This is a genomic window from Burkholderia sp. HMSC10F09 (genome assembly GCF_001806955.1).
Classification (GTDB): Bacteria; Pseudomonadota; Gammaproteobacteria; order Burkholderiales; family Burkholderiaceae; genus Burkholderia; species Burkholderia multivorans.
This window is the reverse complement of record NZ_KV786850.1, coordinates 3,459-28,428: the sequence shown is the minus strand read 5'-3', so window position 1 is coordinate 28,428 and position 24,970 is coordinate 3,459. Positions and strand designations below refer to the sequence as shown.

Annotated in this window: 27 protein-coding genes and 1 pseudogene; 17 read left to right on the top strand and 11 right to left on the bottom strand. The window is 67.9% G+C overall.

Annotation, left to right across the window (positions count from 1 at the left end; all coding sequences use genetic code 11):
• Positions 1–203 (top strand): annotated as a pseudogene (locus tag HMPREF3115_RS22735) (MFS transporter); the annotation flags it as partial.
• A gap of 43 nt (positions 204–246) precedes the next feature.
• Positions 247–579 carry a DUF2322 family protein gene (locus tag HMPREF3115_RS22730; protein ID WP_006397676.1) on the top strand — a complete coding sequence of 111 codons (333 nt, stop codon included), beginning with the start codon at positions 247–249 and terminating at the stop codon, positions 577–579.
• Between the two features lie 140 nt (positions 580–719).
• Here the strand turns inward: HMPREF3115_RS22730 and HMPREF3115_RS22725 are convergent, their stop codons facing one another.
• Positions 720–1,289, bottom strand: a complete 570-nt coding sequence (locus HMPREF3115_RS22725) for a hypothetical protein (RefSeq protein ID WP_006404496.1) — start codon at positions 1,287–1,289, stop codon at positions 720–722.
• Positions 1,290–1,420: 131 nt separating this feature from the next.
• Positions 1,421–1,879, bottom strand: a complete 459-nt coding sequence (locus tag HMPREF3115_RS22720) for an Lrp/AsnC family transcriptional regulator (protein ID WP_006397674.1) — start codon at positions 1,877–1,879, stop codon at positions 1,421–1,423.
• Positions 1,880–2,003: 124 nt separating this feature from the next.
• Here HMPREF3115_RS22720 and HMPREF3115_RS22715 point away from each other — a divergent pair, with 124 nt between their 5' ends.
• From HMPREF3115_RS22715 to surE, 3 genes are all read left to right on the top strand, one after another.
• Positions 2,004–2,738: an AzlC family ABC transporter permease gene (locus HMPREF3115_RS22715; RefSeq protein ID WP_006413319.1), complete on the top strand. Its 735-nt coding sequence runs from the start codon at positions 2,004–2,006 to the stop codon at positions 2,736–2,738.
• The gene (locus tag HMPREF3115_RS22710) at positions 2,731–3,030 is read left to right on the top strand and encodes an AzlD family protein (RefSeq protein WP_006404497.1); all 300 of its coding nucleotides are present in this window, start codon (positions 2,731–2,733) and stop codon (positions 3,028–3,030) included. The genes HMPREF3115_RS22715 and HMPREF3115_RS22710 overlap by 8 nt, the downstream gene beginning before the upstream one ends.
• 302 nt (positions 3,031–3,332) lie before the next feature.
• On the top strand, positions 3,333–4,112 hold the full coding sequence (surE, locus tag HMPREF3115_RS22705) for a 5'/3'-nucleotidase SurE (protein WP_070556173.1): 780 nt from the start codon (positions 3,333–3,335) through the stop codon (positions 4,110–4,112).
• A gap of 124 nt (positions 4,113–4,236) precedes the next feature.
• On the opposite strand, the gene HMPREF3115_RS22700 is transcribed toward surE, so the two are convergent.
• From HMPREF3115_RS22700 to HMPREF3115_RS22690, 3 genes are all read right to left on the bottom strand, one after another.
• The gene (locus HMPREF3115_RS22700; RefSeq protein ID WP_035488208.1) at positions 4,237–5,076 is read right to left on the bottom strand and encodes an SDR family NAD(P)-dependent oxidoreductase; all 840 of its coding nucleotides are present in this window, start codon (positions 5,074–5,076) and stop codon (positions 4,237–4,239) included.
• A gap of 125 nt (positions 5,077–5,201) precedes the next feature.
• Positions 5,202–5,669, bottom strand: a complete 468-nt coding sequence (locus tag HMPREF3115_RS22695; RefSeq protein WP_006397669.1) for a cupin domain-containing protein — start codon at positions 5,667–5,669, stop codon at positions 5,202–5,204.
• A gap of 141 nt (positions 5,670–5,810) precedes the next feature.
• Positions 5,811–7,034 carry a Zn-dependent hydrolase gene (locus tag HMPREF3115_RS22690; protein WP_006404502.1) on the bottom strand — a complete coding sequence of 408 codons (1,224 nt, stop codon included), beginning with the start codon at positions 7,032–7,034 and terminating at the stop codon, positions 5,811–5,813.
• A gap of 96 nt (positions 7,035–7,130) precedes the next feature.
• Here HMPREF3115_RS22690 and HMPREF3115_RS22685 point away from each other — a divergent pair, with 96 nt between their 5' ends.
• The 3 genes from HMPREF3115_RS22685 (at position 7,131) to HMPREF3115_RS22675 (ending at position 9,974) form a co-directional block, all read left to right on the top strand.
• On the top strand, positions 7,131–8,063 hold the full coding sequence (locus HMPREF3115_RS22685) for a LysR family transcriptional regulator (RefSeq protein WP_070556171.1): 933 nt from the start codon (positions 7,131–7,133) through the stop codon (positions 8,061–8,063).
• Positions 8,064–8,674: 611 nt separating this feature from the next.
• A complete protein-coding gene (locus tag HMPREF3115_RS22680) occupies positions 8,675–9,064 on the top strand; it encodes a fucose-binding lectin II (protein WP_006404505.1) in 390 nt (129 codons plus the stop codon).
• A 169-nt stretch (positions 9,065–9,233) separates the two neighbouring features.
• Positions 9,234–9,974 (top strand): fucose-binding lectin II, encoded by a 741-nt coding sequence (locus HMPREF3115_RS22675; RefSeq protein ID WP_070556169.1) that lies wholly within the window; start codon positions 9,234–9,236, stop codon positions 9,972–9,974.
• A gap of 254 nt (positions 9,975–10,228) precedes the next feature.
• Here HMPREF3115_RS22675 and HMPREF3115_RS22670 read toward each other — a convergent pair whose 3' ends face one another.
• Positions 10,229–10,447: an autotransporter outer membrane beta-barrel domain-containing protein gene (locus HMPREF3115_RS22670; protein WP_070556167.1), complete on the bottom strand. Its 219-nt coding sequence runs from the start codon at positions 10,445–10,447 to the stop codon at positions 10,229–10,231.
• A gap of 147 nt (positions 10,448–10,594) precedes the next feature.
• On the opposite strand from HMPREF3115_RS22670, the gene HMPREF3115_RS22665 reads away from it, so the two are divergent.
• From HMPREF3115_RS22665 to dbpA, 3 genes are all read left to right on the top strand, one after another.
• On the top strand, positions 10,595–11,182 hold the full coding sequence (locus HMPREF3115_RS22665; RefSeq protein WP_006404509.1) for a DUF4410 domain-containing protein: 588 nt from the start codon (positions 10,595–10,597) through the stop codon (positions 11,180–11,182).
• A 444-nt stretch (positions 11,183–11,626) separates the two neighbouring features.
• On the top strand, positions 11,627–11,824 hold the full coding sequence (locus HMPREF3115_RS22660) for a hypothetical protein (RefSeq protein WP_006397660.1): 198 nt from the start codon (positions 11,627–11,629) through the stop codon (positions 11,822–11,824).
• Positions 11,821–13,215, top strand: a complete 1,395-nt coding sequence (gene dbpA, locus HMPREF3115_RS22655; protein ID WP_006409403.1) for an ATP-dependent RNA helicase DbpA — start codon at positions 11,821–11,823, stop codon at positions 13,213–13,215. The genes HMPREF3115_RS22660 and dbpA overlap by 4 nt, the downstream gene beginning before the upstream one ends.
• A 27-nt stretch (positions 13,216–13,242) precedes the next feature.
• Here the strand turns inward: dbpA and HMPREF3115_RS22650 are convergent, their stop codons facing one another.
• Positions 13,243–14,067 carry a phosphate/phosphite/phosphonate ABC transporter substrate-binding protein gene (locus HMPREF3115_RS22650; RefSeq protein ID WP_070556165.1) on the bottom strand — a complete coding sequence of 275 codons (825 nt, stop codon included), beginning with the start codon at positions 14,065–14,067 and terminating at the stop codon, positions 13,243–13,245.
• Positions 14,068–14,393: 326 nt separating this feature from the next.
• Here HMPREF3115_RS22650 and HMPREF3115_RS22645 point away from each other — a divergent pair, with 326 nt between their 5' ends.
• Positions 14,394–15,419 (top strand): fatty acid desaturase, encoded by a 1,026-nt coding sequence (locus HMPREF3115_RS22645; RefSeq protein WP_053298033.1) that lies wholly within the window; start codon positions 14,394–14,396, stop codon positions 15,417–15,419.
• 116 nt (positions 15,420–15,535) lie between these two features.
• Entirely contained in the window at positions 15,536–16,732 is a 1,197-nt protein-coding gene (locus HMPREF3115_RS22640; RefSeq protein ID WP_070556164.1) for a benzoate/H(+) symporter BenE family transporter, read from the top strand.
• A 39-nt stretch (positions 16,733–16,771) separates the two neighbouring features.
• On the opposite strand, the gene HMPREF3115_RS22635 is transcribed toward HMPREF3115_RS22640, so the two are convergent.
• Together HMPREF3115_RS22635 and HMPREF3115_RS22630 are read right to left on the bottom strand one after the other, a co-directional pair.
• On the bottom strand, positions 16,772–17,674 hold the full coding sequence (locus tag HMPREF3115_RS22635) for an NmrA family NAD(P)-binding protein (RefSeq protein WP_070556177.1): 903 nt from the start codon (positions 17,672–17,674) through the stop codon (positions 16,772–16,774).
• Between the two features lie 167 nt (positions 17,675–17,841).
• Positions 17,842–18,780, bottom strand: coding sequence for an AraC family transcriptional regulator (locus tag HMPREF3115_RS22630; RefSeq protein ID WP_065495756.1), 939 nt, complete (start codon positions 18,778–18,780; stop codon positions 17,842–17,844).
• Between the two features lie 189 nt (positions 18,781–18,969).
• Here HMPREF3115_RS22630 and HMPREF3115_RS22625 point away from each other — a divergent pair, with 189 nt between their 5' ends.
• Positions 18,970–19,149: a hypothetical protein gene (locus tag HMPREF3115_RS22625; protein ID WP_006404518.1), complete on the top strand. Its 180-nt coding sequence runs from the start codon at positions 18,970–18,972 to the stop codon at positions 19,147–19,149.
• Between the two features lie 27 nt (positions 19,150–19,176).
• Here HMPREF3115_RS22625 and HMPREF3115_RS22620 read toward each other — a convergent pair whose 3' ends face one another.
• A complete protein-coding gene (locus tag HMPREF3115_RS22620; RefSeq protein ID WP_006397631.1) occupies positions 19,177–20,130 on the bottom strand; it encodes a LysR family transcriptional regulator in 954 nt (317 codons plus the stop codon).
• Between the two features lie 103 nt (positions 20,131–20,233).
• On the opposite strand from HMPREF3115_RS22620, the gene HMPREF3115_RS22615 reads away from it, so the two are divergent.
• Together HMPREF3115_RS22615 and HMPREF3115_RS22610 are read left to right on the top strand one after the other, a co-directional pair.
• On the top strand, positions 20,234–21,592 hold the full coding sequence (locus tag HMPREF3115_RS22615; RefSeq protein ID WP_070556162.1) for an NAD(P)/FAD-dependent oxidoreductase: 1,359 nt from the start codon (positions 20,234–20,236) through the stop codon (positions 21,590–21,592).
• A gap of 325 nt (positions 21,593–21,917) precedes the next feature.
• On the top strand, positions 21,918–22,352 hold the full coding sequence (locus HMPREF3115_RS22610; protein WP_006397628.1) for an HAD family hydrolase: 435 nt from the start codon (positions 21,918–21,920) through the stop codon (positions 22,350–22,352).
• A gap of 64 nt (positions 22,353–22,416) precedes the next feature.
• On the opposite strand, the gene HMPREF3115_RS22605 is transcribed toward HMPREF3115_RS22610, so the two are convergent.
• Positions 22,417–23,754: an Nramp family divalent metal transporter gene (locus HMPREF3115_RS22605; RefSeq protein ID WP_070556160.1), complete on the bottom strand. Its 1,338-nt coding sequence runs from the start codon at positions 23,752–23,754 to the stop codon at positions 22,417–22,419.
• A 370-nt stretch (positions 23,755–24,124) separates the two neighbouring features.
• On the opposite strand from HMPREF3115_RS22605, the gene HMPREF3115_RS22600 reads away from it, so the two are divergent.
• Positions 24,125–24,970: manganese catalase family protein (locus HMPREF3115_RS22600; protein WP_256276369.1), on the top strand; the 846-nt coding region annotated here is incomplete at its 3' end.

Genomic DNA, 24,970 nt, shown 5'->3' with positions numbered 1-24,970 from the left:
TGATGAACGTCATGCGGATGATCGGCGCGGTGCTCGGCGTCGCCGTGCTCGGCGCGCTGTACGACGCGTTCGGCGGCGGCGCAGCCGCCCTGCGGATCGCGATGGGCGCCGGCAGCATCGTGCAGCTCGGCTGCGCGGCGCTCGCGTGGCGCACGTCCGGCCGCGGCCGCGCGCCCGCGCGCGCGTCGCGTGCGATCGGATAAGATACGGCCCGCGTTGCCCCTCATGAACCGACGGAGTGTTTCAGTGATTCAACCGACCGCAGTCTTCAAGGACAATCTCGCGCAATTGCCGGCCATCGACGGCATCGCACGCATCGATCTCGTCGCCGCGAACGGCGACGTGGTGGCCAGCATCGAGAACCAGCCGGGCAAGCAGGGCTCGCTCGCCGTGTACCACTACCTGAAGCAGACGTTCGGCACGCTCGACGCGAAAGCGGCCGAGCACGGGCTCGCGGTATTCGCCGAACATACGGCCGACGCACGCAATCGCCCGGGCGCGCATCCGAACGTCGATCGTCTGCTCGCAATCGTCGCGGGCGGCGAAGCGCTGCGCATCGACGTCGTCGCGAAGGGCTGAGCGACGCGGCGTCGCGGCACTGCGGCACTGCGGCACCGCGGCGGCCGGCACGCAGGAACGCGGTGCGTGCCGTGCGCGGCGGCGCGCCATTTTCGCCTCGTCACGCGCCGCGCACCGCTTGCCGCGCACCGCCATCCCGATCAGCGATTCGCACCGAGCGCGACCCGCAGGCGCTCCATCAGCCGCGTGTAGTGCCGCAGCACGTCGGCCTTGTCTTCGACGTTGTCCGTCGCGAAACGCTCGGACCATCCGGGCTTCCAGTCGTACGTGCCGTGCACGCTGCGATCGCCGTCCGGCCCGTGGATCAGCGAACGGATGCGCGCATCGCGGCCCGCGCCCGTATGCATCTCGAACAGCGCGTGGATGTACGCGTGATACGCGTCGTACACGTCGTCGTCGAACAGATAGCGATACAGATGGAACGTGCGGTCGAGCTCGCGCTTCGCGCGGATCACGTCGTCGGGCGAGATGTCCTTCCAGTAGCCGATCCAGGTGTAGAAGCACAGCAGCGCGTTCAGTTGCGGCGCGACCACGTCGTACAGCGCAAGCCGCTTCTCGATCAGCTTCTGGTTGGTCCACTGCACGAGCTCGAGCCGCTTCAGCCGCCGCGCGACCAGCCAGCCGAGGCCGGCCACCGACAGCGGCGTCAGCACGCCGAGCGCCAGCTTCACGATTTCCAGCGAATTCCACGGACTGTTGACGGGCTGCATGTTTCGCTCGACAGGAAAAGGCAGGGGCGTTTCGCTACCGGGCGGCGCCTGCGCGGCATCGGCGCGGCGGCGTCGCGTTGCATCAGTGTATCGGGCGTTCGTCGCACTTGCCGTGAACGCGCCGCGCGCCGCTACGTCGGCAGCGCCGAGGTCAGCTTGATCTTCTGCATCGGAATGTCGGTCTTCACGCTGAGCACGCCCGGAATGCGCGTCAGATACTCCATCTGAAAGCGACGGTAGTCGTCGATGTCGGCCGCGACGACGCGCAGCAGGAAGTCGCAGTCGCCCGCCATCAGATGACATTCGACGACTTCCGGCATCTGCTGGACCGCCTCCGCGAAGCGGTTCACCGTCTCAGCATCCTGCCCCTTCAGCCACACGCGCGTGAAGATCGTCAGCCCCTTGCCGACCTTCGCCGGGTTCAGCACGGCCACGTATTTCTCGATCACGCCCGCTTCCTCGAGCAGCCGCACGCGCCGCAGGCACGGCGACGGCGACAGCCCGACCTCCTGCGCGAGTTCCACGTTCTGCATGCGGCCGTCGCGCTGCAGCGCGGTCAGGATCCGCCGGTCGATTGCGTCAAGCTTCATTGGCACCCGATTCCAAAAAATTTGCGTATTGCAGGTTCGATGCCAAATTCTGCGAAAAACATGGCGACAACGCAACCCGATTCGAGTCAAAAAAGCAGACAATCCCTCCCCCGAAGGAGGAGTAATGAGCAGTAGCGTTTCAACGTCGTCCGGGCTGCGCGAGCGGCCCGCCTATGTCGCCGAGATGGGCCGCGGCTTGCGCGCGGCGCTGCCCGTCATGCTGGGTTTCGTGCCGTTCGCGCTCGTGCTGGGCGCGCAGGCCGCGCAAAAAGGGCTGAGCCTGTTCGAGGTGCCGATGATGACGGGCCTGAACTTCGGCGGCGGCTCCGAATTCGCGGCGATCCATCTGTGGACGTCGCCGCCGCACATCGCGCTGATCGTCGCGATGTCGTTTCTCGTCAATTCGCGTCACATCCTGATGGGCGCCGCGTTCGCGCCGTATATCCGGCGCCTGCCGCGCCGCCGCGCGTTCGCCGCGCTGTTCTTCATGTGCGACGAGAGCTGGGCGATGTCGCTCGCCGATACGCGCTCGCGCGCCGACACGCACATCAGCGTCCCGTATTACGCGGGGATCTGCGCCGGGCTCTACCTGACATGGATCTCGATGACGACGCTCGGCGCGGCCGTCGGACCGACGATCGGCAACGTCGAACAGTACGGCTTCGACATGGCGTTCACGGCCGTGTTTCTCGTGCTGCTGCGCGGGATGTGGAAGGGTCTGCGCGCGAGCCGCCCGTGGTTCGTGAGCCTCGTCGTCGCGGCGGCCACGCATCTGGCCGTGCCGGGTGCCTGGTACGTCGCGGCGGGCGCCTGCGCGGGGCTGATCGCCGCGCTGTGGTGGGAGCCGCGCGATGCCTGATTTCAGCACCGTCGCGACGATCGTGCTGATGGCGTCGACGACTTACCTGTCGCGCATCCTCGGCTACGTGATGCTGCGCAACCGCCCGCTGAGCCCGCGAATGGCCGCCGTCATGGAGAACGTGCCGGGCTGCGTGCTGATCTCGGTGATTGCGCCCGCCTTCGTGTCGACGCGTCCGGCCGATCTGCTCGCGCTCGCCATCACGATCGTCGCGGCCACGCGCCTGTCGATCCTGCCGACCGTCGCGATCGGCGTCGTGTCGGCCGGCGTGCTGCGGCACCTGCTCGGCTAGCGAACGCAGGCCCGCCGCGGCCGGTCATCGGTGCAGCGGTCCACCGGTCCACCGGTCCATTCGACGACGGGCGCGCAAGCGCCCGTTTTCACATCGGCGAGATCGCGCCGAATGCGCGCCGAGACGCGCGCGCCCCGGCGCGCAACGAGGCGCTGCGTGTTGCCGCACGCCGGACCTGCGCGCGCTGCGTCATACTCTTCGGCAATCCGTCGCTTCGCCGCACGCGCGGCGCGCGGCCCCGGCCGGCCGCCCGCGCACGCGGCGACGATATCCGCAGCCCCATCTCCACGAGGAACGTTCCGATGCAAGAAACCCGCCCGCTGTTCGATCGCGTCCTGCTCACCAACGACGACGGATTCGACGCCCCCGGTCTCGCCGTGCTCGAACGCGTCGCCGCGCAGCTCGCGCGCGAAGTGTGGATCGTCGCGCCGGCCGAGGACCAGAGCGGCACGTCGCACTCGCTGAGCCTGCACGAGCCGCTGCGCGTGCATCGCAAGGACGACCGCCGCTTCGCGGTGCGCGGCACGCCCGGCGACTGCGTCGCGATCGCCGTCAGCCATCTGATGAAGGACGCGCGGCCCGACGCGGTGCTGTCGGGCGTCAATCGCGGCGCGAATCTCGGCACCGAGACCGTGTTCTCGGGCACGGTCGGCGCCGCGATGACGAGCATGCTGCTCGGCGTGCCGGCCATCGCGCTGAGCCAGGCCTTCACCGATCGGCACGCGGTGCCGTGGGACACCGCGCTTGCGCATGCGCCCGACGTCATCCGCCGGCTCGTCGCGGCCGGCTGGGACAGCGACGTGTGCCTGAACGTGAACTTCCCCGCGCGACCCGCGCAGGACGTGCGCGGCCTGAAGGCGACGAATCAGGGCGCCGGCACGCTGCAGGGCGTCGAAATCGTGTCGGGGCGCGATCCGCGCGACATCGAGTATCACTGGCTGAAGCTCGCGCGCGCGCCGCGCGACGACGACGCCGATTCGGAAACGGTCGCCCTCGGAGAAGGCTTCATTTCCGTCACGCCGCTGAAGTTCGAACGCACGCATGACCACGCGCTCGCGCGGCTGCGGTCGAGCATCGGCTGAGTCGCCGGCCGGGCGAGGGTGAGGGCGAGGGCTCACCGACCGTAGCGAGACGCAGCCGGCGATCCTGGCCGCAGCAGACAGCGCGACGCCCCCGATCAGCGGACCGGCAGCCAGCGGCGCCCCGCTACGTCAGATTCAATCCGCCGTCGAGCATGACGATCTCGCCCGTCACGTAATCGGACGCGACGAGCATCGCGACCGTCTGCGCGACGTCGTCCGGCGTCGCCGCGCGGCGCATCGGTGCACGCTCGCGCCAGAGCTGCTGCGCGTCGGTCCAGTCGGCCGTCAGCGGCGTATCGACGAGCCCGGGCGCAACCGCATTGACGCGGATCGCCGGCGCCAGTGTGCGCGCGAGCAGGCGCGTCGTGTGGTTGAGCGCCGCCTTCGCGGCCGCATACGGAATCGACGCGCCCTTCGGCCGCACACCGGCGTGCGAACTGACGTTCACGACGCAGCCGGCACGGCCGTGCGACGCCGCTTCGAGCAGCGCGGGCTGCGCTTCGGCGACGAGCCGAAACGGCGCGATCGCGTTGATCTCGTACAGCTCGCGCCATACCTCAGGCGTCGCGGCTGCCAGATCGTCGTGCGCGATCGTGCGGCTGATGCCCGCGTTATTGACGAGCACGTCGAGGCGGCCGTGCACCGCGAGCGCATCGCGGATCAGCCTCACGCGTTCGGCATCGTCGGCGAGATCGGCCTGCACGTATGCCGCGCCGAGTTCGCTCGCCATCGCGCGCCCCGTCTCGACCGACCGCCGCGAATGCAGGATCACCGCGTAACCGTCCGCGGCGAGGCGCCGTGCAATCGCCGCGCCGATCCCCGACGTCGATCCGGTGACGAGCGCAACCGGCCGATGCACGCGCGACGCGCGCGGCTCGATGGCGGTTTCGACTTCGGCGTCGACTTCGGCTTCGAGTTCGGTGTCGAGAATCGGGGCGTGCGTCGGCGGGTGGGGCGTGTCCATGGCGGAACCCTGCGGATGGCGATTCCGCATCATAAGCGCGACGCGCACCGCCGCGCGAATCCTGCGCGCGATCGCGGCAGCGCGCGCATCGCACATCGTGCGGCCGCCGCCATCGCGCGAGCGCGTTACGGCTGCGTCGGCAAGTCGACGAAGTCTTCGAGCGGCCCGGCGACATACAGCCGCTTGCCGACCCGCGGGTATTCGCATACGTCGTGCTCGAGCCGCTGCCCGACGACGATCAGTTCGAGCGGCGTATCGCCGGTGTTCTGCAGCGTATGCGCTTCGCCGCCGCGCGCGAAGCCGAGAAAATCGCCCGGTCCGACCGCTTCGCGGCGCTCGCCGATCGTCACGGTGCCGTTGCCGGACAGCACGTAGACGCACTCTTCCTCGTACAGATGCCGGTGATATTCGGCGGACTCGTGGCCCGGCATCAACGTGATCAGATGAAAGCCGAGCTGCGTGATGCCGGTCAGATCGCCGAGCGGCTTGCGCAGCCGTACGGCATTGGGATTGAGCGGATGAACCGCGCGTGTCGGTTCCATCTTCGCGATGTCGGCAGCCTTCAGCAGCTCCCGCGGGGGTGTCGTCGACATGGGGATCTCGCAAGCGTCGGGAATGCAGCGGTTGAACGAACCGGCCGGCATGGCGCCGGCCGGCCGACGATTGTCCGCCATTTTTTCGTGCGCGTCGCGACCTCCCGTTCGCCACCGCCGCCGCCGGCATGCGGCCGCGTGCTAGCGCGCGCAGTCGACGAGCAGGTTCGCGAGCACCGACGCGCCTTGCGCGAGATGGACGGGATCTGCGTCCTCGGCCTCGTTGTGGCTGAGGCCGGCCTTGCACGGGACGAACACCATCGCGCTCGGTGCGACGTACGACAGGTTCACCGCATCGTGCCCGGCGCCGCTGAACATCTCGAGATACGGATAGCCGGCCGCGATCGTTGCCTGCCGCACACGTTCGATGCATGCCGCGTCGAACGCGATCGGGTCGTACTCGGCGATGCGCTGCACGTCCACGTGCGTGCCGCGCAGCGCGGTGCGCTCCGTGCAGATCGCGCCGATATCGGCGACGAGCCGCTGCAGCGCCGAGCGCGACGGATGACGCACGTCGACGCTGAAGCGCACCTGCCCCGGTATCGTGCTCGGCGAGTTCGGCTGGCACGCGAGATGGCCGACCGTCACGCGCGCATCGGCGTCGAAGCCGTGCCCGTGCTCGACGATCGCGGCGATCATCGCGGCCGCGACGCCCATCGCGTCCTTGCGCACGCTCATCGGCGTCGTGCCGGCATGCGACTCGAAGCCGGTCACCGTGACGTCGAGTTCGACGATGCCCTGCACGCCGGTCACGACGCCGATCGGCACGCCCGCGTTCTCGAGCACGGGCCCCTGCTCGATATGCGCTTCGAAGTACGCCTTCGGCATCTGCCGCTCGCGCGCAGGGCCCGCGAAGCCCGTGCGTTCGAGTTCGTCGCCGAGCCGCACGCCGCTGTGCATGCAGGGCCGCGCGAGCGCGTCGTCGAGGTCCAGCTTGCCCGCATAGACGGCCGAACCCATCATGCCGGGCGTGAAGCGCGAACCCTCTTCGTTCGTCCATGCGACGACGTCGATCGGATGCCGCGTCGCGATGCCGTGCTCGTTCAGCGTGCGGATCGCCTCGAGGCCCGCGAGCACGCCATAGACGCCGTCGAAGCGGCCGCCGAGCGGCTGCGTGTCGAGATGACTGCCGCACATCACGGCCGGCGCATCCGGCTCCGTGCCGGGCCGCCGCGCGAACAGGTTGCCGATCGGATCGATGCGGATCTCGCAGCCGGCCGCCTCGCACCATGCGATGAAGCGGCGCCGGCCGCGCACCTCGTCGTCGCTCAGCGCGAGCCGGCAGCTGCCGCCGCGCGCGGTCGCGCCGATCGTCGCCATCTCCATCAGCGAATCCCACAGTCGTTGCCGGTTGACGCGCATCATCGCCGTCGCTCCTGAAAAGCCCCGAGCATATACACTCGGTCCGATAAGGAAAATCCAAGATTTTCTTGCAGACGATAACTTCTTCTTGTCACTCCGATGAAGCTCAAGCAGCTCAGTGCATTCCTCGCCGTCGCCGAGCACCGCACGATCCGCGGCGCCGCCCGCGCGCTCGGCGTCACGCAGCCGGCCGTCAGCGGCATCGTGCGCGAGCTCGAAGGCGAGCTCGGCGTGCCGCTCGTGATGCGCAGCGTCAAGGGCGTCGCCTTGACCGATTACGGCAGCGCGTTCGCGATCCGCGCGCGGCGCATCGTCGAGGAGATCCAGCGCACGCGCGACGAAATCGAGCAGTTGCGGCTCGGCACGACCGGCTCGGTGTCGATCGCGGTCAGCCCGACCGTCGCGCTGACGATCCTGCCGCACGCCTTCGATGCGTTCACGCGCGCGCTGCCCGGCGCGGCGGTCAATATCGACGACGCGCTGACGGCGACCGACTTCGCGCGACTGCGCGACGGCTCGCTCGATTTCATCGTCACGCATCAGCTGTCGGACGCGCTGCCGGACGCCGACGAATTCGCGAGCATTCCGCTGTTCCGCACTGCGTTCGTCGTGGTCGCCCGCAGCCGGCATCGGCTGGCCCGCGCGCGTTCGCTGCGCGAGCTCGGCGACGCGCGCTGGTGCGTGCCGCGCTATGGGGACGGCGGCGACGATCTGATCCGGTCGATCTTCGTTCCGCGCGGGATCGAGATGCCGAAGCGGATCGTGCAGTGCCCGTCGTTCGCGGCGACGCTCGGGCTCGTGTCGCGGACGGACGCACTCGGCGTCTTCGCGCGGCCGCTCGCGGACGTCGAGCGCGGCTCGCGCCGGCTCGTCGTGCTCGATCTCGTCGAGCCGCTGCCGGCGCTGACCGTCGCGATCGTGATGCGGCGGCACGCGCTGCTGACGCCGGCCGCGCTGCGGTTGATCGACTGTTTGAAGGCGGCGGCGGATGTGTTCAGGGGTGGCGCAGACGGAGACAGCGACGGCGCGTGATACACGTCGGCGCACGGACACGGGGGCAGACGCGTCGCGCAGCATGGCGTGCAACGCACGGGCCGGACAGTCGGTCTGCAGATCGGCTTCGGCCGGCGACGGCGGCGCAATCGATGGGCCCGCACCCACGCACCGTTGGCCGGGCCGAAATCCTGCGCGCGGATCGCCTTCGCGGTGTTGCGGGACTCGCTCTAACGGGCGATGACGCGCGCAAGATTCAGCAAGGCAAGCGCGATAACCCAGCGCCCGTCACGCTCGCTCGGCGACGCTGCGGCGACCTGATCGTCAGGCTGCGCGACGGCCTCTTTATCAACCCAAGTGCGCCCTGACGCCCGACGGAACGCGTAGCGCTGTTCCCGCTCACGCGTACGTTCATTGTTGATGAAAGCGCGACACACGACGATATCGTTTCTCGAATATATCGCGTCATTCCAATTGAAATGTGTTTATTGATTCGGATCGTTTCTGTTTTCGATTTTCTGAATGACTTCCATTCCCGGCCAAATATTTTCTTATTTATTTTTTGCCATGCTGATTTAACCGTGTTTCAAAAGGCAAACGTTTGCGCAACACGGTGAAACATCTCATTCATCGATCTCCAGGAGGAAAGCATGGCCGACTCTCAAACGTCCTCGAATCGTGGCGGCGAATTCTCGATCCCGCCGAACACCGATTTCCGCGCGATTTTCTTCGCGAATGCGGCCGAACAGCAGCACATCAAGCTGTTCATCGGCGACAGCAACGAACCGGCCGCGTATTACAAGCTCACCACGCGCGACGGCCCGCGCGAGGCCACGCTGAATTCGGGCAACGGCAAGCTGCGCTTCGAGGTGACGGTCAACGGAAAGGCATCGGCCACCGACGCGCGGCTCGCGCCGATCACCGGCAAGAAATCGGACGGCTCGCCGTACACGGTCAACTTCGGGATCGTCGTGTCGGAGGACGGCCACGACAGCGACTACAACGACGGCATCGTCGTGCTGCAGTGGCCGATCGGCTGACGAGCCGGCCGCCGGCATCGCCGTCGCGACCGGGCCGAGCGCAGCGAAGCCTGATTCCACGCAGCTTCTCCTGCATCCTGCGCACGTGCGCGCACGCGGCGCAGCAATCGTGCATGTGACATCCGCATGCACACCGACATTCCATCGAGACCATCAAGACGAGAACGACATGCAACAACCGTTTACCCATGACGATCTTTACGCGCTACTGCAACTCGCCGGCAACGATGCCAAGGCCGTGCAAGCGAACGGCGACCAGGCGGTGCTCGACCGGATGCGCCAGTTCATGACCGCGCAACTCGTCGAGAAGCTGCCGCAGTACGACGTGTTCGTCGACATCGCGACCGTTCCGTACAGCTTCGACGTCGGCAGCTGGCAGAACAAGGTGAAGACCGACGCGGCCGGACAGGTGGTCGCATGCACAGTCACGTGGGCCGGCGCGCCCGGCGTGCTGCCGGGCGCAGCGGCGAAGTTCGGCGTCGGCGCGGTGGTCAACTATTTCTCGAAAGCGACGCCGCAGCCGCAACCCGCGCAGCCGGATACCGCGACCGGCGGCGGCGGCGAACGCGACGGCGTGTTCAATCTGCCGCCGAACATCGCATTCGGCGTGACCGCGCTGGTCAACTCGTCCGCACAGCAGACGATCGAGGTCTTCGTCGACGACGACCCGAAGCCAGCCGCGACATTCCAGGGCGCCGGCACGCATAACACGAACCTGAACACGCAGATCGTGAACTCGGGCAACGGCAAGGTGCGCGTGGTGGTCACGGTGAACGGCAAGCCGTCGAAGATCGGCTCGCGCCAGGTCGACATCTTCAAGAAGGCGTACTTCGGACTGGTCGCTTCGGAAGACGGCACGGACGGCGACTACAACGACGGGATCGCGATCCTGAACTGGCCACTCGGTTGAACGGGCAGTCGCCGCGGCGGACACGCGCCCGCCGGCAGGCTCCGGTCCCGTCCGAGAGGCGTGCGGCGATCTCCTCAAAAGCGCGATCGCCGCGCGCCGGCTCAGACGCGGACGGGCGACGATGGCCGGCGGCGCGGCAATTTTTCCCCGCATCGGCGCGGACGCATGCGCTGCTGCGCGCATCGCTTGCCGGCGTCTGCCGACGCTGCCTCATGCGAGCGTCGAGCGCCCGCCCGTGAGCGACGGGCCCGGCATCACCACGTCCATCGCACGCCCGCATGCCTGATGATCGTGCGCCGGTGCTCGCCGCCGAGGTTCGTCAGGTAGCTGACCGCCGCATACATACTGCCGCGCTTCGTCCACTGCGCGACAAGCCCGGCACCGATCTGCACGTCGGTCTGCCCGGCCTGCGAGCCGATCGCCGTCGAGCCGCGGAACGTCGTCCTATCGTCACCGCCGAACGCGCGCAGCACATTCGCACCGCGATAAGCGAATGCCGAATCCAGCGCCGAACTTCCCCGTCTTTTCGACGAATTGAATCGAATCGCGGCGTGTTAGGTTCAGTTCCGGCTACCCAGCCTGTTCAAACAATCCCAATCACAAGACCAGAAGACCAAACGATGAAAACCCTTTTCCGTCATGCCGCGCTGGCATGGATAACGATCGGCTTCCTGTCGGGCTGCGCAAGCAGCGTGACGCGCGACGCGAGCAGCTCGGCCACGGCGCCCGTCACCGCGTCGACGGCGCACTTCGGTACGAAACCCGTGATCGTGAACGTCACGCTCGACGACACCGCGCGGGAAGAACTCAAAGACAACCTGAAGTTCGACGCGAAAAAGCTGCAGGAGAAACTCGAAACCGCCCTGGACGCGCGCAAGCTGCTCGCCAAAGCCGATTCGCCCGATGCGATGCACCTGAACGTCGAAGTCACCGGCATTCGCGTGCGGTCGAGCTTTTCCGCGGTCATGTTCGGCTTCATGGCCGGCAACGATCATGTGAACGGCACCGTGACGCTCGCCGATGCCGACAATCGTCCGGTCGACCGCTTCAAGGTGTCGGCATCGTATGCGCTCGGCGGCATCGCCGGCATCGACAGCATGCGCATGGACTGGCTGTACGAGAAATTCACCGAGCAGACGCTCGCCACGCTCGATCCGGCCACCGCTGCGCAGCAGGCCGCCGCTGCAACGGGCAAGTCGAAGCTGTAATAGCGGACGTCCGGCGGATCGCGTCATCGCGGCCCGCCGGGCGCCTCCCAGGCTGCCGGCTCGTCGCTCGACGCACTGCGCCGGGTCGTCGCTGCGCGCGATGCCCTTCTCCGAGGCAACAGCCTGAACGGCAGCAGCGGATCCGCGCGATCGTGCCGAACGACGGCACGAAGCGGAAAGCCCGCCGCCCGCGACGGTTCGCCGGTCCTCGGCCGCACACGACCGATCGTCCCCGCCCGCTCGTGAGGCACCGTTCCCCCGCTACCGCCCCCGGCATCCGCTAGAATTGCGGGCACGTGCGACACCGTCGCCACCCGATCCACCCTCTGCATCGACGCGGTCCGCGCGACCGCCGGTGCGGCCCGCGTCCGAGCCGCGCGAGTGCCGCGCTTCGCTGCCACGCCCGCCCGGGCGCCCTCAACCGAATTCAGCTGGAGAAAGACCGTGTTTACCTGCCGAAACCAGAGCTGCGGCACGCAGTGGGAGACGTCCGATGTCGTGATCAAGGACGAAGGCCAGGGCCTGCTGTTCCGCTGCCCGCTGTGCGGCGCCCGCAACTATGTCGAGCGCTTCGAAGACGACGAAGGCAATGTCGTCTACGAGCAAATGGAAGGCCGCCCCTACCTCGGAGACCTGTCTTGACCCAACCGACCGCCACGCCGTTCAGCGCGCTGCCGCTGACGCCCGCCATGCTGGCCAATCTCGAGCAGCTCGGCTATGTCGACATGACGCCGATCCAGGCCGCGAGCCTGCCGATCGCGCTGGCCGGCCACGACCTGATCGCGCAGGCGAAAACCGGCAGCGGCAAGACCGCCGCATTCTCGCTCGCGCTGCTGTCGCGCCTCGATGCCCGCCGTTTCGACGTGCAGGCGATGATCCTGTGCCCGACGCGCGAACTCGCGGACCAGGTCGCGCAGGAGGTGCGCCGCCTCGCGCGCGCCGAGGAAAACGTGAAAGTGCTGACGCTCTGCGGCGGCACGCCGATGCGTCCGCAGGCGCAAAGCCTCGAGCACGGCGCGCATATCGTGGTCGGCACGCCGGGCCGCATCATGGATCACCTCGATCGCGGCAATCTGCACCTCGATGCGCTGAACACGCTCGTGCTCGACGAAGCGGACCGCATGCTCGACATGGGCTTCTTCGACGACATCGCCAAGGTCGCGCGCCAATGTCCGCCGACGCGGCAGACGCTGCTGTTCTCGGCAACCTACCCGGAAGGCATCGCGAAACTGAGCCAGCAGTTCCTGCGCAATCCGAAGGAAGTGAAGCTCGAAGAGCGCCACGACGACAGCAAGATCCGTCAGCGCTTTTACGAAGTGACCGAAACCGAGCGGCTGCATGCGGTCGGCATGTTGCTGAACCATTACCGGCCGGTCAGCACGATCGCGTTCTGCAATACCAAGCAGCAATGCCGCGACCTGATCGACGTGCTGCACGCACAGGGCTTCCACGCGCTTGCGCTGCACGGCGAGCTCGAACAGCGCGAACGCGACCAGGTGCTGATCCAGTTCGCGAACCGCAGCTGCTCGGTGCTCGTCGCGACCGACGTCGCCGCGCGCGGGCTCGACATCGCGCAGCTCGAAGCGGTGATCAACGTCGACGTGACGCCCGACCCCGAGGTGCACGTGCACCGGATCGGCCGCACGGGCCGCGCCGATCAGGCAGGCTGGGCGCTGAGCCTCGCGAGCATGGACGAGATGGGCCGCGTCGGCGCGATCGAGCAGGCGCAGAAGCGCGACGTCGAATGGCGGCCGCTGTCCGAGCTGACGCCCGCCAGCGACGCGCCGCTGCTGCCGCCGATGGAGACGCTGCAGATTCTCGGCGGACGCAAGGACAAGATCCGTCCCGGCGACGTGCTCGGCGCGCTGACCGGCGATGCGGGATTCGACGGCAAGCAGATCGGCAAGATCAACGTGACCGAGTTCTCGACCTACGTCGCAGTCGAGCGCGGTATCGCCCATGACGCGCTGCGCAAGCTCAATGCGGGGAAGATCAAGGGCAAGCGCGTGAAAGTCAGACTGATGGACGAGTAAGCGCCGCGCCGCCGGCGCGGCCGGCGCTCAGGCGAGCGCCGGATAGCCGTGCACGGCCGCGTCCTGCGCGAAGCGCTGGATCACGTCGTAATCGCCCGGCGACAACCGTTCGAAACCGCGCAGCCGCAATGCACGCGCCCGCACGGCATCGGCCTTCACCGCACTCGCGAGCGCGTCGCGCAACGCGTCGGCCTGCGCTTCGCCGAGCGCGCGCGACGCGATGAACGGCAACCCCGGCGCGGATGCCGTCATGTCGATCACGCGCACGTCGTTCAACAGCGCGGGCAGCGCATCGCGCACATAGGCGAACGTCACGCAGTCGATCGCCGCGCAATCGGCTTCGCCGGCGCCGAGCGCACGCAGCACGTTCAAATGCGAACCGAACGACGTGACCGAACCGAAGAACCGGCCGTCGTGCGCATGCGGTGCCACCGCGTGTCGGAACGCGTTCATCCCACTGTGCGAATCCGCTCCGTTGCACGCCGCACGCAGGCCGCGACACGCGGCGAGCGTCGTCACGCCGCCGGCATGTACGCGCGCCGACACGACGAGCACGCTGCGATACTCGGCGCCGCTGCAGCCGTCGGCGTCGAAAGCGGGCGTCGCGATCAGTTGCACCGCGTCGCGCAGCCCGAGCATCCGATAGGGAAACCCGCAAGTCTGCGACAGCAGCAGATCGCCGCGCCGCCATAGCGCGAGCAGATCGCCGAACGGTTCGTGCAGCACGCGGACGTCGGCCGGGCCACCGGCCTTCGCGAAGGCGTCGAGCGCATCGCGCAGCAATGCAAGCCACAGCGCAGCGTGGTGTGGCGTCACGTTATACATCGGCAGTGCGGCGGTCCATTGGCTCATGCGGGCATTCTACGCACACCGATACGTCGCGAGACTACGTGCGATCCCGAATTTCGATGCACGGGGTGCATTTGCAGGTGCATCCCGCGCGCGGAGCGCGGCCGCGGTGCGAAGCTTTGCGCGCCTGCCACGATAAGCAAATGCAAATCGATTGGTTGGCCACGCAACGTTCGCTGCGTTACGTTCGGAACCTTGCGGACGCGCGCTCGCGCACCACGGCGGTGCACGACGACGTTGTCCCGTTCCGTCCTTCCGATGATTTCGTTCGGCCGCCCGGGCCGCGCCATCGCGCGCAGCCGGCTTCGCGGCCGCTGCGCTTCAGCACCATGGCCGAATATTTCGACGTCGACCACGCGCGCGCGATTGCCGCGCTCCGCACACGTTTCACTGCCCGCACGGAATGGCCGACCTGGCTGCTGATCGTGGCCGTCTACGGCGGCTGGCTCGCGGTGCTGCTCGCCGTGCGCGCGCACGCGCTGTCGCTCGCGGCCGCGACGCCGCCGCTGATCCTGCTCGGCGCATGGCATCTGTCGCTGCAGCACGAACTGCTGCACGGCCATCCGACGCGTTCGATCCATGTGAACAAACTGCTCGGCTATCCGCCGCTCACGGTCTGGTATCCGTATACGGTCTATCGCGAGACGCATCTGCGTCATCATCGCGACGACGATCTCACCGTGCCGGGCATCGACCCCGAAACGAACTACGTGTCGCGCGCGTGCTGGGCGCGGTTGCCGCGCTGGCGCCGCGTGCTGTCGAGCGCACGCAATACGTTCGTCGGCAGGCTGCTGGTCGGGCCGCCGACGAGCGTCGCGGCGATGCTGGGCGACGCGTGCGCCGCGTTTCGGCGCGGCGAATGGCGCGATCTGCCGATGTGGGCGACCCACGTCGCATGCGTCGCGGCACTTCTCGTCTGGCTCGACCGCACGATCGGCGTGCCGTGGTGGTACTACCTGGTTGCGGTCACGTGGCCCGCGCAGTCGCTCGCGATGATCCGCTCGCTCTACGAGCATCGCGCCGCGCGCAATCCGAAGGCGCGCATCGCGATCAACGAGGCCGGTTTCGCGATGCGGCTGCTGTACCTGAACAACAACTACCATCTCGTCCATCACGATCTGCCGGCGCTGCCGTGGTACGACCTGCCGCGCGCCTACCGGATGCGGCGCGACGCGTACCGGCAAAAGTGTGACGGATTCGTGATCCGCCGCGGCTATGCCGAACTGTTGCTGCGCCACGCGTGGCGGCCGACCGATGCGCCGGTCCATCCGTTCGATCAGGGCACGGCGTCGCTGTCGACGGGCAGCGGCGCCCGAATCGCGGCCGTCGACGGGTATCTGCAGATCAGCACGTAAGCGCAGTCGGGAATTGTCAATTTCGGCGGCAGCGCCCAGAATGACGGCACCTCGTCGCACCCGCCACGATCGGTCCGATCGCCTTCCACGCGCCGAGCCGCCATTCCCCGACGACAATGCAACCGAATACCCCGACCAGCGCGCCGCGCGCGATCGGCCAGGACTGGTCCGTTTCCGCCGTGACCGCCGGCTTTCTCGCGGTACTGATCTCGTACGCGGGCCCGCTCGCGATCTTCTTCCAGGCGGCGCAGGCCGCACACGCGTCCGACGCGATGGTCACGTCGTGGGTATGGGCGATCTCGATCGGCGCAGGTGTGTCGGGGCTGTTCGCGAGCTGGAAGCTGAAAGTACCGGTCGTCACCGCGTGGTCGGCGCCCGGCACGGCGCTGCTCGTCGGGCTGTTTCCGCAGCTGACGCTGAATCAGGCGGTCGGCGCGTACATCACGGCCGCGCTGATCATCCTGCTGATCGGCATCAGCGGCTACTTCGACCGGCTCGTGCGCCACATCCCGCGCGGCATCGCGTGCGGCATGATGGCCGGCATCCTGTTGCCGTTCGGCATGCACGCGTTCGCGGCGGCCTCCGCGCAGCCGGTGCTCGCGTTCGGGATGATCGCCGCGTACGTGATCTTCAAGCGGCTGCTGCCGCGCTACAGCATCGTGCTCGTGCTGCTGACGGGCGCCGCGCTCGCGATGCTGCTCGGGATGACGCATCTCGCGCTCGTATCGCCGAGCATCGCGCGGCCCGTGTTCATCGCGCCCGAATGGACGCTCGGCACGACGCTGAGCCTCGCGCTGCCGCTCGTCGTCGTCAGCCTGACGGGCCAGTTCCTGCCGGGGATGACGATCCTGCGCGTGTCCGGCTATCGGACGCCCGCTCGCCCGATCATCACCGCGACGAGCATCATGTCGCTCGTCGTCGCGTGCTTCGGCGGCATCACGATCGTCGTCGCGGCGATCACGGCCGCACTGTGCACCGGCAAGGACGCGCACGAGGATCCGGACCGCCGCTACGTCGCCGGCATCGCGAACGGCGTGATCTATCTGATCGCCGGGATTTTCGCGGGCTCGATCGTCGCGGTGTTCTTCGCGCTGCCGAAGGCGTTCGTCGCGATTCTCGCCGGGCTTGCGCTGATCGGCGCGATCGGCGCGAACGTGCACGGCATCTTCGAGGACGAAAGCCATCGCGAGGCATCGCTGATCACATTTCTCGCGACGGCGTCAGGGATGACGTGGCTCGGGCTCGGCTCCGCGTTCTGGGGGATCGTGATCGGCTCGCTGTCGTATGCGGTGCTGAACCGCATGCGCCGATAGGCCCGCGCCGCCGCATCGATACGGGCGGCACGGGTTGCCTTACGTGCGCGCTGCCTGCGCTCGCGCATGCATATGCAGCAGCGCCGCGAGCGCATCGGCCAGCATCGTCGTGCCGAAGCGCCGCTCCGAACCGCGTTCGACGTCGATCCGGCCCGCGTTGTGCACGTCGTATAAATCGACGATCAGTTCCGCATGACGCGCGCTGAGCCCCGCGCGCAACAGCGTCGGCGTCCAAGCGTCGCGCGGTAGCGGATGCGCGGCGATGTCGCGTGCGGCCGCCGCGCCGAGCGCCGCCGCAATGTCACGCACACTGACACGGCACGGCCCTTCGACGCTGACGATGCGCAGCGTGCTCGCCGGCGCGTCGGGTTCGGTCAGCAATTGCGCGGCGATCTCGCCGACGTCCGGTGCCCAGACCGCCGGAAACATGCGATCGACCGGATGATGCAGGCTCGGCAGCGCGCCGGTCGCGAGCGCCAGCGGCAGCATGCGCGCCCAGTTCTGCAGATGCTCGGCCGAGCGCAGCAGCGTCAGTTGCGTCGGAACCGTTTTCAGTCGCGCCTCGAAATCGCGGAACACGCGCGTGATGCCGGTGTTGCCCTCGAGTTCCGCACCATAGTCGGACAGTGCCAGCAGCACGTCGGGCGGATGCGCGCCGAGCGCCTCCACGGCGACCTCGATCGTGCGCGCCATCGTCGCGGCCGGATCGGCGTCGCGCGTCGGCACCGGACACAGCATCTGCACCGCATGCGCACCGTCGAGCGCGGCGGCCACCGCGCGCGGATCGGCGAGATCCGCGATCGCGACATCGCAGCCGAGTTGCGCGAAGCGCTCGCGGTCGCGCGAATCGCGCAGCACCGCACGCACCGGATGGCCGGCCGCCCGCAGCGCCGTTACCGTCGCCTGGCCGACATGGCCCGATGCACCGAAGATCACGAACATGTTTCGCTCCTGTCGTGAGAAGATGCGGCGATTGTCGGGCCGCGCGGCGCGCGTGGCGCGCATGAACGGATGATCGCGACAGGAAAGGATGACGATGTCGGATGCGGATCGTCGCAGCGGGCGGCGCGGCGGCGAAGCCCGAAGCCGTCCGCCGGCCGCGCCGAACGCTACCGTTGCGGCGCGTTCGCTTCCGCGGCTTCTTCGCCGCCGCGATCGCCGACGAGCCGCAACGTCGTCGCGCGCACGCCCGATCGCGCGATTTCCGCGGGCGTCGCGCCGAGCACGCGGTTCATCCAGTTCGCCATATGGCTCTGATGCGCAAAGCCGGCCTCGAGCGCGATCTGGCTGAGGGTGAGCCGCCCTTCGAGCAGCAGCGCCTTCGCGCGCTCGACGCGCCGGCGCACCACGTACTGATGCACGGGCATCCCGATCGTCTCGCGAAACAGCACCTTGAAGTGCGGCACGCTGATCGACACGAGCGCCGCGAGTTCGGTCAGTGTCAGACGACGGTCCAGATGCGCGTCGACATAGTCGATGACACGTGCGGCCGCCTGCGGCGACAGCATCCGGCGCCGCTCGCGAAACTGCGGCTGCGCATCGATCAGCCGCGCGACGAGCGCAGTGCACAGGCTCTCCGCGTACAGCGGATCCGACGCATCTTCCGCTTCGAGTTCAGCCGCCATGGCCCACGCGATGTGCTGTAGCCGCGGATCGCGCACCTGCATCCGGCGGCGGATCTGCGCGCGCGACGGCGTCAGTTCGAGCTGCTCGGCCGTGCGGCGCACGAACGCGTCGTCGAGCGTGATGTGCAGGATCCGGCAGTCGGCGCTGTCCGTCCACCGGCCGGGCAGCCCGGCCGGAATCACGTCGATGTCGCCGTGCGCCTGAATGCGCGACATGCGCTGACCGTCGCACGCGCAGTCCGCGCGCACCGGTGCGCCGACATGCACGCCGATCCGGTGATGATCCGCCGCCGGAATCCGGTACGTGCCCGCGCGAATGCCGAGCAGCGCGGCGCCGAAGCCGCGCCAGCCGCGGCCGCGGCTCGAGCGCAGGCTGACCGGCACGCCGTCGTCCGGCGCTGCCGTGTGGATCGGGTCGCTCATGGCGGCTCTCCCGGGAACGGATGTCGATCGCGCATTGTGACGCGTTTTCGGAACGCGTGCCGGCCCTGCACGGCCCGCTCGGCGCGCGCCGAAAAAAATCATCCGTTTCTGCTCAAAGCATCCACGCGTGCGCGCGAGCGCGCGCGGTGCCGCTTACGATCGCGGCATCCGGTATCCAAGGAGAGCGTCATGCGTGAATGTTGCCTGTCCCGCGCCGCCTGTGCGACACGATCGCGCGCCGCCGCGCCGCGCACCGGCGGCCCGCTTGCGGGGATCGGCAAATGGTGTGCGCGCGTCGTCGGCTGGCATCGGCTCGAACGGCTGCTTGCATCGATCCCCGATAGCAACGACGACTTCGGCCTCGGCTGACATCGAACCCGCGCCGCCGCCCGCCCGTCATTTGCGTCGCCGCTCGTGCGACGCGCTCGTCGCGCCGTCGATCACCGGCGCGCCCTGCCGGATCAGGAAATCGCGGAACAGCCCTGTCACCTGCGAGATGCGGCGATCGGCAACCGTGACCACGTACCACTCGCGCTCGATCGGGTTGCCCGGAAACGGCAACTGCTTGAGCAGCCCCGTACGCAGTTCGAGCGCGCATGCATGCAGCGACAGGAACGCGACGCCGAGCCCCGCCTCGGCCATCTGCTTGATCGCTTCGTTGCTCGACAGTTCGGAGCCCACATGGAAGCGGTAGCCGGAGGTCTTGAACAGGCTCTCGACCGTCGAGCGCGTGCCCGCGCCACGCTCGCGCACGAGCAGGTGCGCCGATTCGAGATCCTTCAGCGCGACGCGCTTGCGCTGCATCAGCGGATGATCGGGCGCCGCGACGAACACCATCGGATGCTTCGCGAATTCGACCGCATGCGTGCGCAGCTCCTTCGGCGCGCTGCCCATCACCGCCAGATCGATTTCATGCGTCGCGAGCATCCGGATGATGTCGTCGCGGTTGCCGACCTTGAAGTACGTCTTCACGTGCGGCCGCGTCGCAGTGAATTTCACGAGCAACGGCGGAATCAGGTATTCGGCCGTCGTGATCGCGCCGATCCGCAGCGTGCCGCCTAGATCGCCGGTCAGCGCGGCGACTTCGTCGCCGGCTTCGCTCCACAGATGCAGGATCTCGCGTGCATAGCGCGCGACGATCTCGCCGGCCGCCGTCAGCTGCACACCGCGCCCCACGCGCTGCAGCAAGGCGGCGCCGACCGCCTCCTCGAGCAGCCGCACCTGCAGCGACACGGCCGGCTGCGTGAGGTTCAGTTCTTCGGCCGCGCGCGACACGCTGCCGAGCCGCGCAATCATGTCGAGCGCCTTCAGCTGCCGGAACGTCGCGGTCTTTCCTATAAGTGAATACATATGAGTCGCTTATAAACATTGAATTGTTCGATGGGTTGCCAAACTATATCGTCGGTTCCTGAGCAATGTCATCCCGATATTCGTCATCGGCAGGAGCCCGAACATGGACAACACCACGCCTCTCGTTGCCGCGCCCGCCGCACCGCGTGTGCCGCGCATCGTCATCGTCGGCGGCGGCGCCGGCGGCCTGCATCTCGCGACGCGCCTCGGCGACACGATCGGCCGCCGCGGCCACGCCGAAGTCGTACTCGTCGACCGCTATCCGACGCACTTCTGGAAGCCGTTGCTGCACGAAGCGGCATCGGGCCATCGCGATCCGGCGTCGCACACGATCGAATATGCGGCGCAGGCGAAGCGGCACGGCTTCCGCTTCGTGCAGGGCGCGCTGCAACGCGTCGATCGCGCGGTGCGCATCGCGACGATCGGCGCGGTGCACGACGCGGACGGCACCGAAATCCTGCCGGCACGCACGCTCGCCTACGACGATCTGGTGCTCGCGGTCGGCAGCGTCACGAACTTCTTCGGCGTGCCGGGCGCCGCGCGCCATGCGCTGCCGCTCGAAAACCTCGATCAGGCCGAGGACTTCCGCCGCAAGTTTCTCGCGGCCTGCACGAAGGCGAACCATCGCGCCGAGCAGCAGCCGGCGCAGCCTGCCGCGCCGGTCAGCATCAGCGTGATCGGCGCGGGGGCGACGGGCGTCGAACTCGCGGCCGCGCTGCGTCACGCGGTCCAGCAGCTGACGACGTATCGGTTCAAGGCGCTCGACGCCGCGCGCGACGTGCGTATCCGTCTGATCGAAGGCGCGCCGCGCATTCTGCCGGCGCTCGACGCACGGCTGTCGGACAAGATGCACGCGCAGCTGCGCGCGCTGAACGTCGACGTGCTGACCGACACGCGCGTCGCCGAAGTCGGCGCCGATGCGGTGACGATCGCGAGCGGCGAACGGCTCGCGAGCGACATCACGATCTGGGCCGCCGGCGTCGCGGGGCCCGCGATCCTGCGCGAACTCGACGGCATCGCACTCAACCGGTCGAATCAGGTGATCGTTACCGATACGCTGCAAGCGCCCGACGATCCGCACGTGTACGCGTTCGGCGACTGCGCCGCGTGTCCGTCGAACGGCGCAAGCGGCTGTCTGCCGCCGCGCGCGCAGGTTGCGCATCAGCAGGCCGTCTATCTGAGCCAGGCATTCGCGCGCCGCATCGCCGGCAAACCGGTCGCCGGCTTCATATTCCGCGATGCCGGCACGGTCGTGTCGCTCGGACATGCAGGCGCCGTCTATCAGGCCGAACTCGGCGTGCGCTCGCGTTCGCTGATCGTCGACGGGCTCGCCGCGATCGGGCTGTACAAGTTCCTGTATCGCAAGCACCTGTTCAGCGTATACGGCATCAAGCGCGCACTGTTCCAGTCGCTGAGCCACTGGCTGCAAAGCCGCAATCAGCCGTCGATCAAGCTGCACTGAGGCGCCGACGTGCGCGATGCGAAAAAGAGCGGCGTACCGCGACTGTCGCACGGTACGCCGCCTTTTTTTCGCATGGCGAATTCCCCACCCCGTTGCCATGCACGATTCGCGTGCATCACATTGAACCCCGTCAATGCGAGGCACGGCGCGGTCGCACACATGATTCGGGCGCATGGCACACGGGCATTGCGTTTGCCCGGCATTCATTAGCCAAACCCTATGAGTCGGGTAAAAAGATTAATTGGTTGGGCGTTTCGGTTCGACGCTAAGGTGTTCGGCATTCCCGTCAGCGAACGGATCGTCACGTCTCTGGAGAGGAATCATCGTGGTCATCGAAGCCATCGTCACCCGACTCGACGCCGCATTTGAACAAATCGAAGCGACACCCGATTCGCGCGAAGCGCGTCATCAGCGCGATGCCATCATCCAGTGGCTCGACAGTGCATCGGAGCACGGCTATCGGCTCGGGCTCGTCACGACGCTGCCGGCCGCGCGACTCAGCGACATGTTCGAAGGTCAGTTCGGGCGTGCGAATCTCGACCGCTTCTCGGTCGTGGTCAGCGACGCGGATCAGCGCGATCGCGCCGCGAACCAGCATCCGTTCGACGTCGCGCTGCAGGCGCTCGGCGTGCCGCCCGAGCGTGCCGCCGCCCTCGCGAGCAGCGAACCGGAACGCCGCGAAGCCGAGAATTTCGGGCTGTCGCATTGCATGCGCATCACCGACACCGTGCGCGCGATCGCGCCGGCCGGCGTGCACTGAGTACGCCGCCGAGGTCGGTCGTCACGCCGCGTGCACGCCGCACCGACTCCGCTTCATCCCGCCATCAGGACGACGCGCCGCCGTGCGCAGCAGCAGGTGCGGCCGCGTCCGTCGACGTCGCGTTTTGCACCATCGCGACACCCAAGCCGAGATTCAACACGGCGATGACGACCGCGGCCGCGATTGCGGTCCAGCGCATCGCCGGACGCGTGACGAACTCGCCCATGATGTCGCGGCGCGCGGTGAAGTAGACGAGCGCCGCCATCGGCACCGGCAGCACGAACGACAGCACGACCTGACTGATCAGCAACGCCTGCGTCGCGTCGACACCGAGCCCGACGACGATGAAGGCGGGCACCATCGTCACGAGCCGCCGCAGCCACACCGGCATCCGGAAGCCGACGAAGCCCTGCATGATCATCTGTCCGGCGAGCGTGCCAACCGCCGAACTTGAAATGCCGGAGCTCATCAGCGACACGAGAAAGAATGCGGCGGCCGTCGTGCCGAGCAGCGGCGTCAGCGTGTGATACGCGGTCTCGATCTCCGCGACGTCGCTGAAGCCCGCATGAAACGCGGCGCTCGCCATGATCACCATCGCCATGTTGATCGCGCCGGCCAGCGACAGCGCGACGATCACCTCGAGGTTCGAATAGCGCACCAGCAGCCGGCGCTGCGCCGCATCGAGCCCCGGCACGCGGCGCTGCGTGAGCCCCGAGTGCAGATAGAGCGCGTGCGGCATCACCGTCGCGCCGACGATCCCGACCGACACGAGCAGCGCGTCGCCGCGCGGCATCTGCGGCATGATCGCGTGCATCGCGACCTGCCCCCAGTCCACCGGCGCGATAAACATCTCCGCGAGATAGCAGAGCCCGATCAGGCCGACCAGCGCGCCGACCAGGATCTCCATCGGCCGAAAACCGTTCCGGTCCAACAGCAGGATCGCGTACGTGACGACTGCGACGACGAACATCCCGACGATCAGCGGCAGCTCGAACAGCAGCGCGAGCGCGATCGCGCCGCCGAGGAATTCCGCGAGATCGGTCGCCATCGCCGCCAGTTCGCTGACGATCCACATCGCATAGACGATCGGCCGCGGGAAATGCTCGGCGCACAGCTCCGCGAGGTTGCGGCCCGTCACGATGCCGAGCTTCGCCGACAGCGACTGAAACAGCATCGCGATCACGTTCGCGAGCAGCACGACCCACAGCAGCACATAGCCGAACTGCGCGCCCGCACGAATGTTGGTCGCGAAATTGCCGGGGTCCATATACGCGACCGACGCGATCACGGCCGGCCCCGCGAACAGGAACAGCGTGCCGGGGCCGCGCCGCCTGCCGGCGAACACGTCGCGGATGCCCGACGCAGTGCGCTCGGTCAGTGGATTACGGCCGACAGTCGACATCGTCCCTCCTGCGGGAATGGGTGGCGGCACGCGGCAGCCGCGAACGGGCACTGACGATGCGCCGGAAATGCAAGGCACTTGAAAAATCCGCCGCGGAAGGCATGACAGCGCGACGACGTAGCGACGGCAGTGCCGCGCGACGCACATCGACGGGCGTCGTAAAGCAGCGGCATTCGTCCCCCTTCGCGACTTCCGCCCGCGACGCACCGTGCGCCGCGCTCCGATACGGTTCGGCAGCGGTGACGACTGCTGCCCGAGCCCGCGTCGGCGCATCGTTGTCACGCGAGCATTCCGTATGCCCGCTCGCAACGGGACCGCTTCGTGCTGCATCGGCGTCGCGAAACGCGTGGACCACTCACACGGAGATGCCATGTTCATTCACAACACCCGACTGCAGTACACGGTGCGTGTCGACGCACCGAACCCCGGTCTCGCCAACCTGCTGCTCGAACAGTTCGGCGGACCGCAGGGCGAACTCGCCGCCGCGATGCGCTACTTCACGCAGGCGATCACCGAGGAAGATCCGGGCCGCAAGGACATGCTGCTGGATATCGCTACCGAGGAGCTGAGCCACCTCGAAGTGATCGGATCGCTCGTCGCGATGCTGAACCGCGGCGCGAAGGGCGAGCTCGCGGAAGCGGTCGACGAGCAGGCCGAGCTGTACCGCAAGCTGAACGGCGCGGGCAACGACAGCCACGTGACGCAGCTGCTGTATGGTGCCGGTTCGCCGCTGACGAACTCGGGCGCGGTGCCGTGGAGCGCGGCCTACATCGACACGATCGGCGAGCCGACCGCCGACCTGCGCTCGAACATCGCGGCCGAGGCGCGCGCGAAGATCATCTACGAGCGACTGATCAACGTGACCGACGATCCGAACGTGCGCGATGCGCTCGGTTTCCTGATGACGCGCGAAGTGTCGCACCAGAAGTCGTTCGAGAAGGCGCTGTATGCGATCGATGCGAACTTCCCGCCCGGCAAGCTGCCGCCGATGGAGCCGTACGATCGCGTGTACTTCCGGATGCAACCGGACGTCGAACCGCTGATCGGACCGTGGAACCACGGCGGCGATCTGGAAGTGCGGCCAGCCGAGCCGGCGGTGGACGGCGGCACCGGCATCGCGGAGGGCATGCTCGAAGCGCAGCAGGCGGAGGCGATCGACGCGCTCGCGCAGCGGCTTCGTTCGGAACCGAACTGCGATCCGACGACCGGTGCCGAG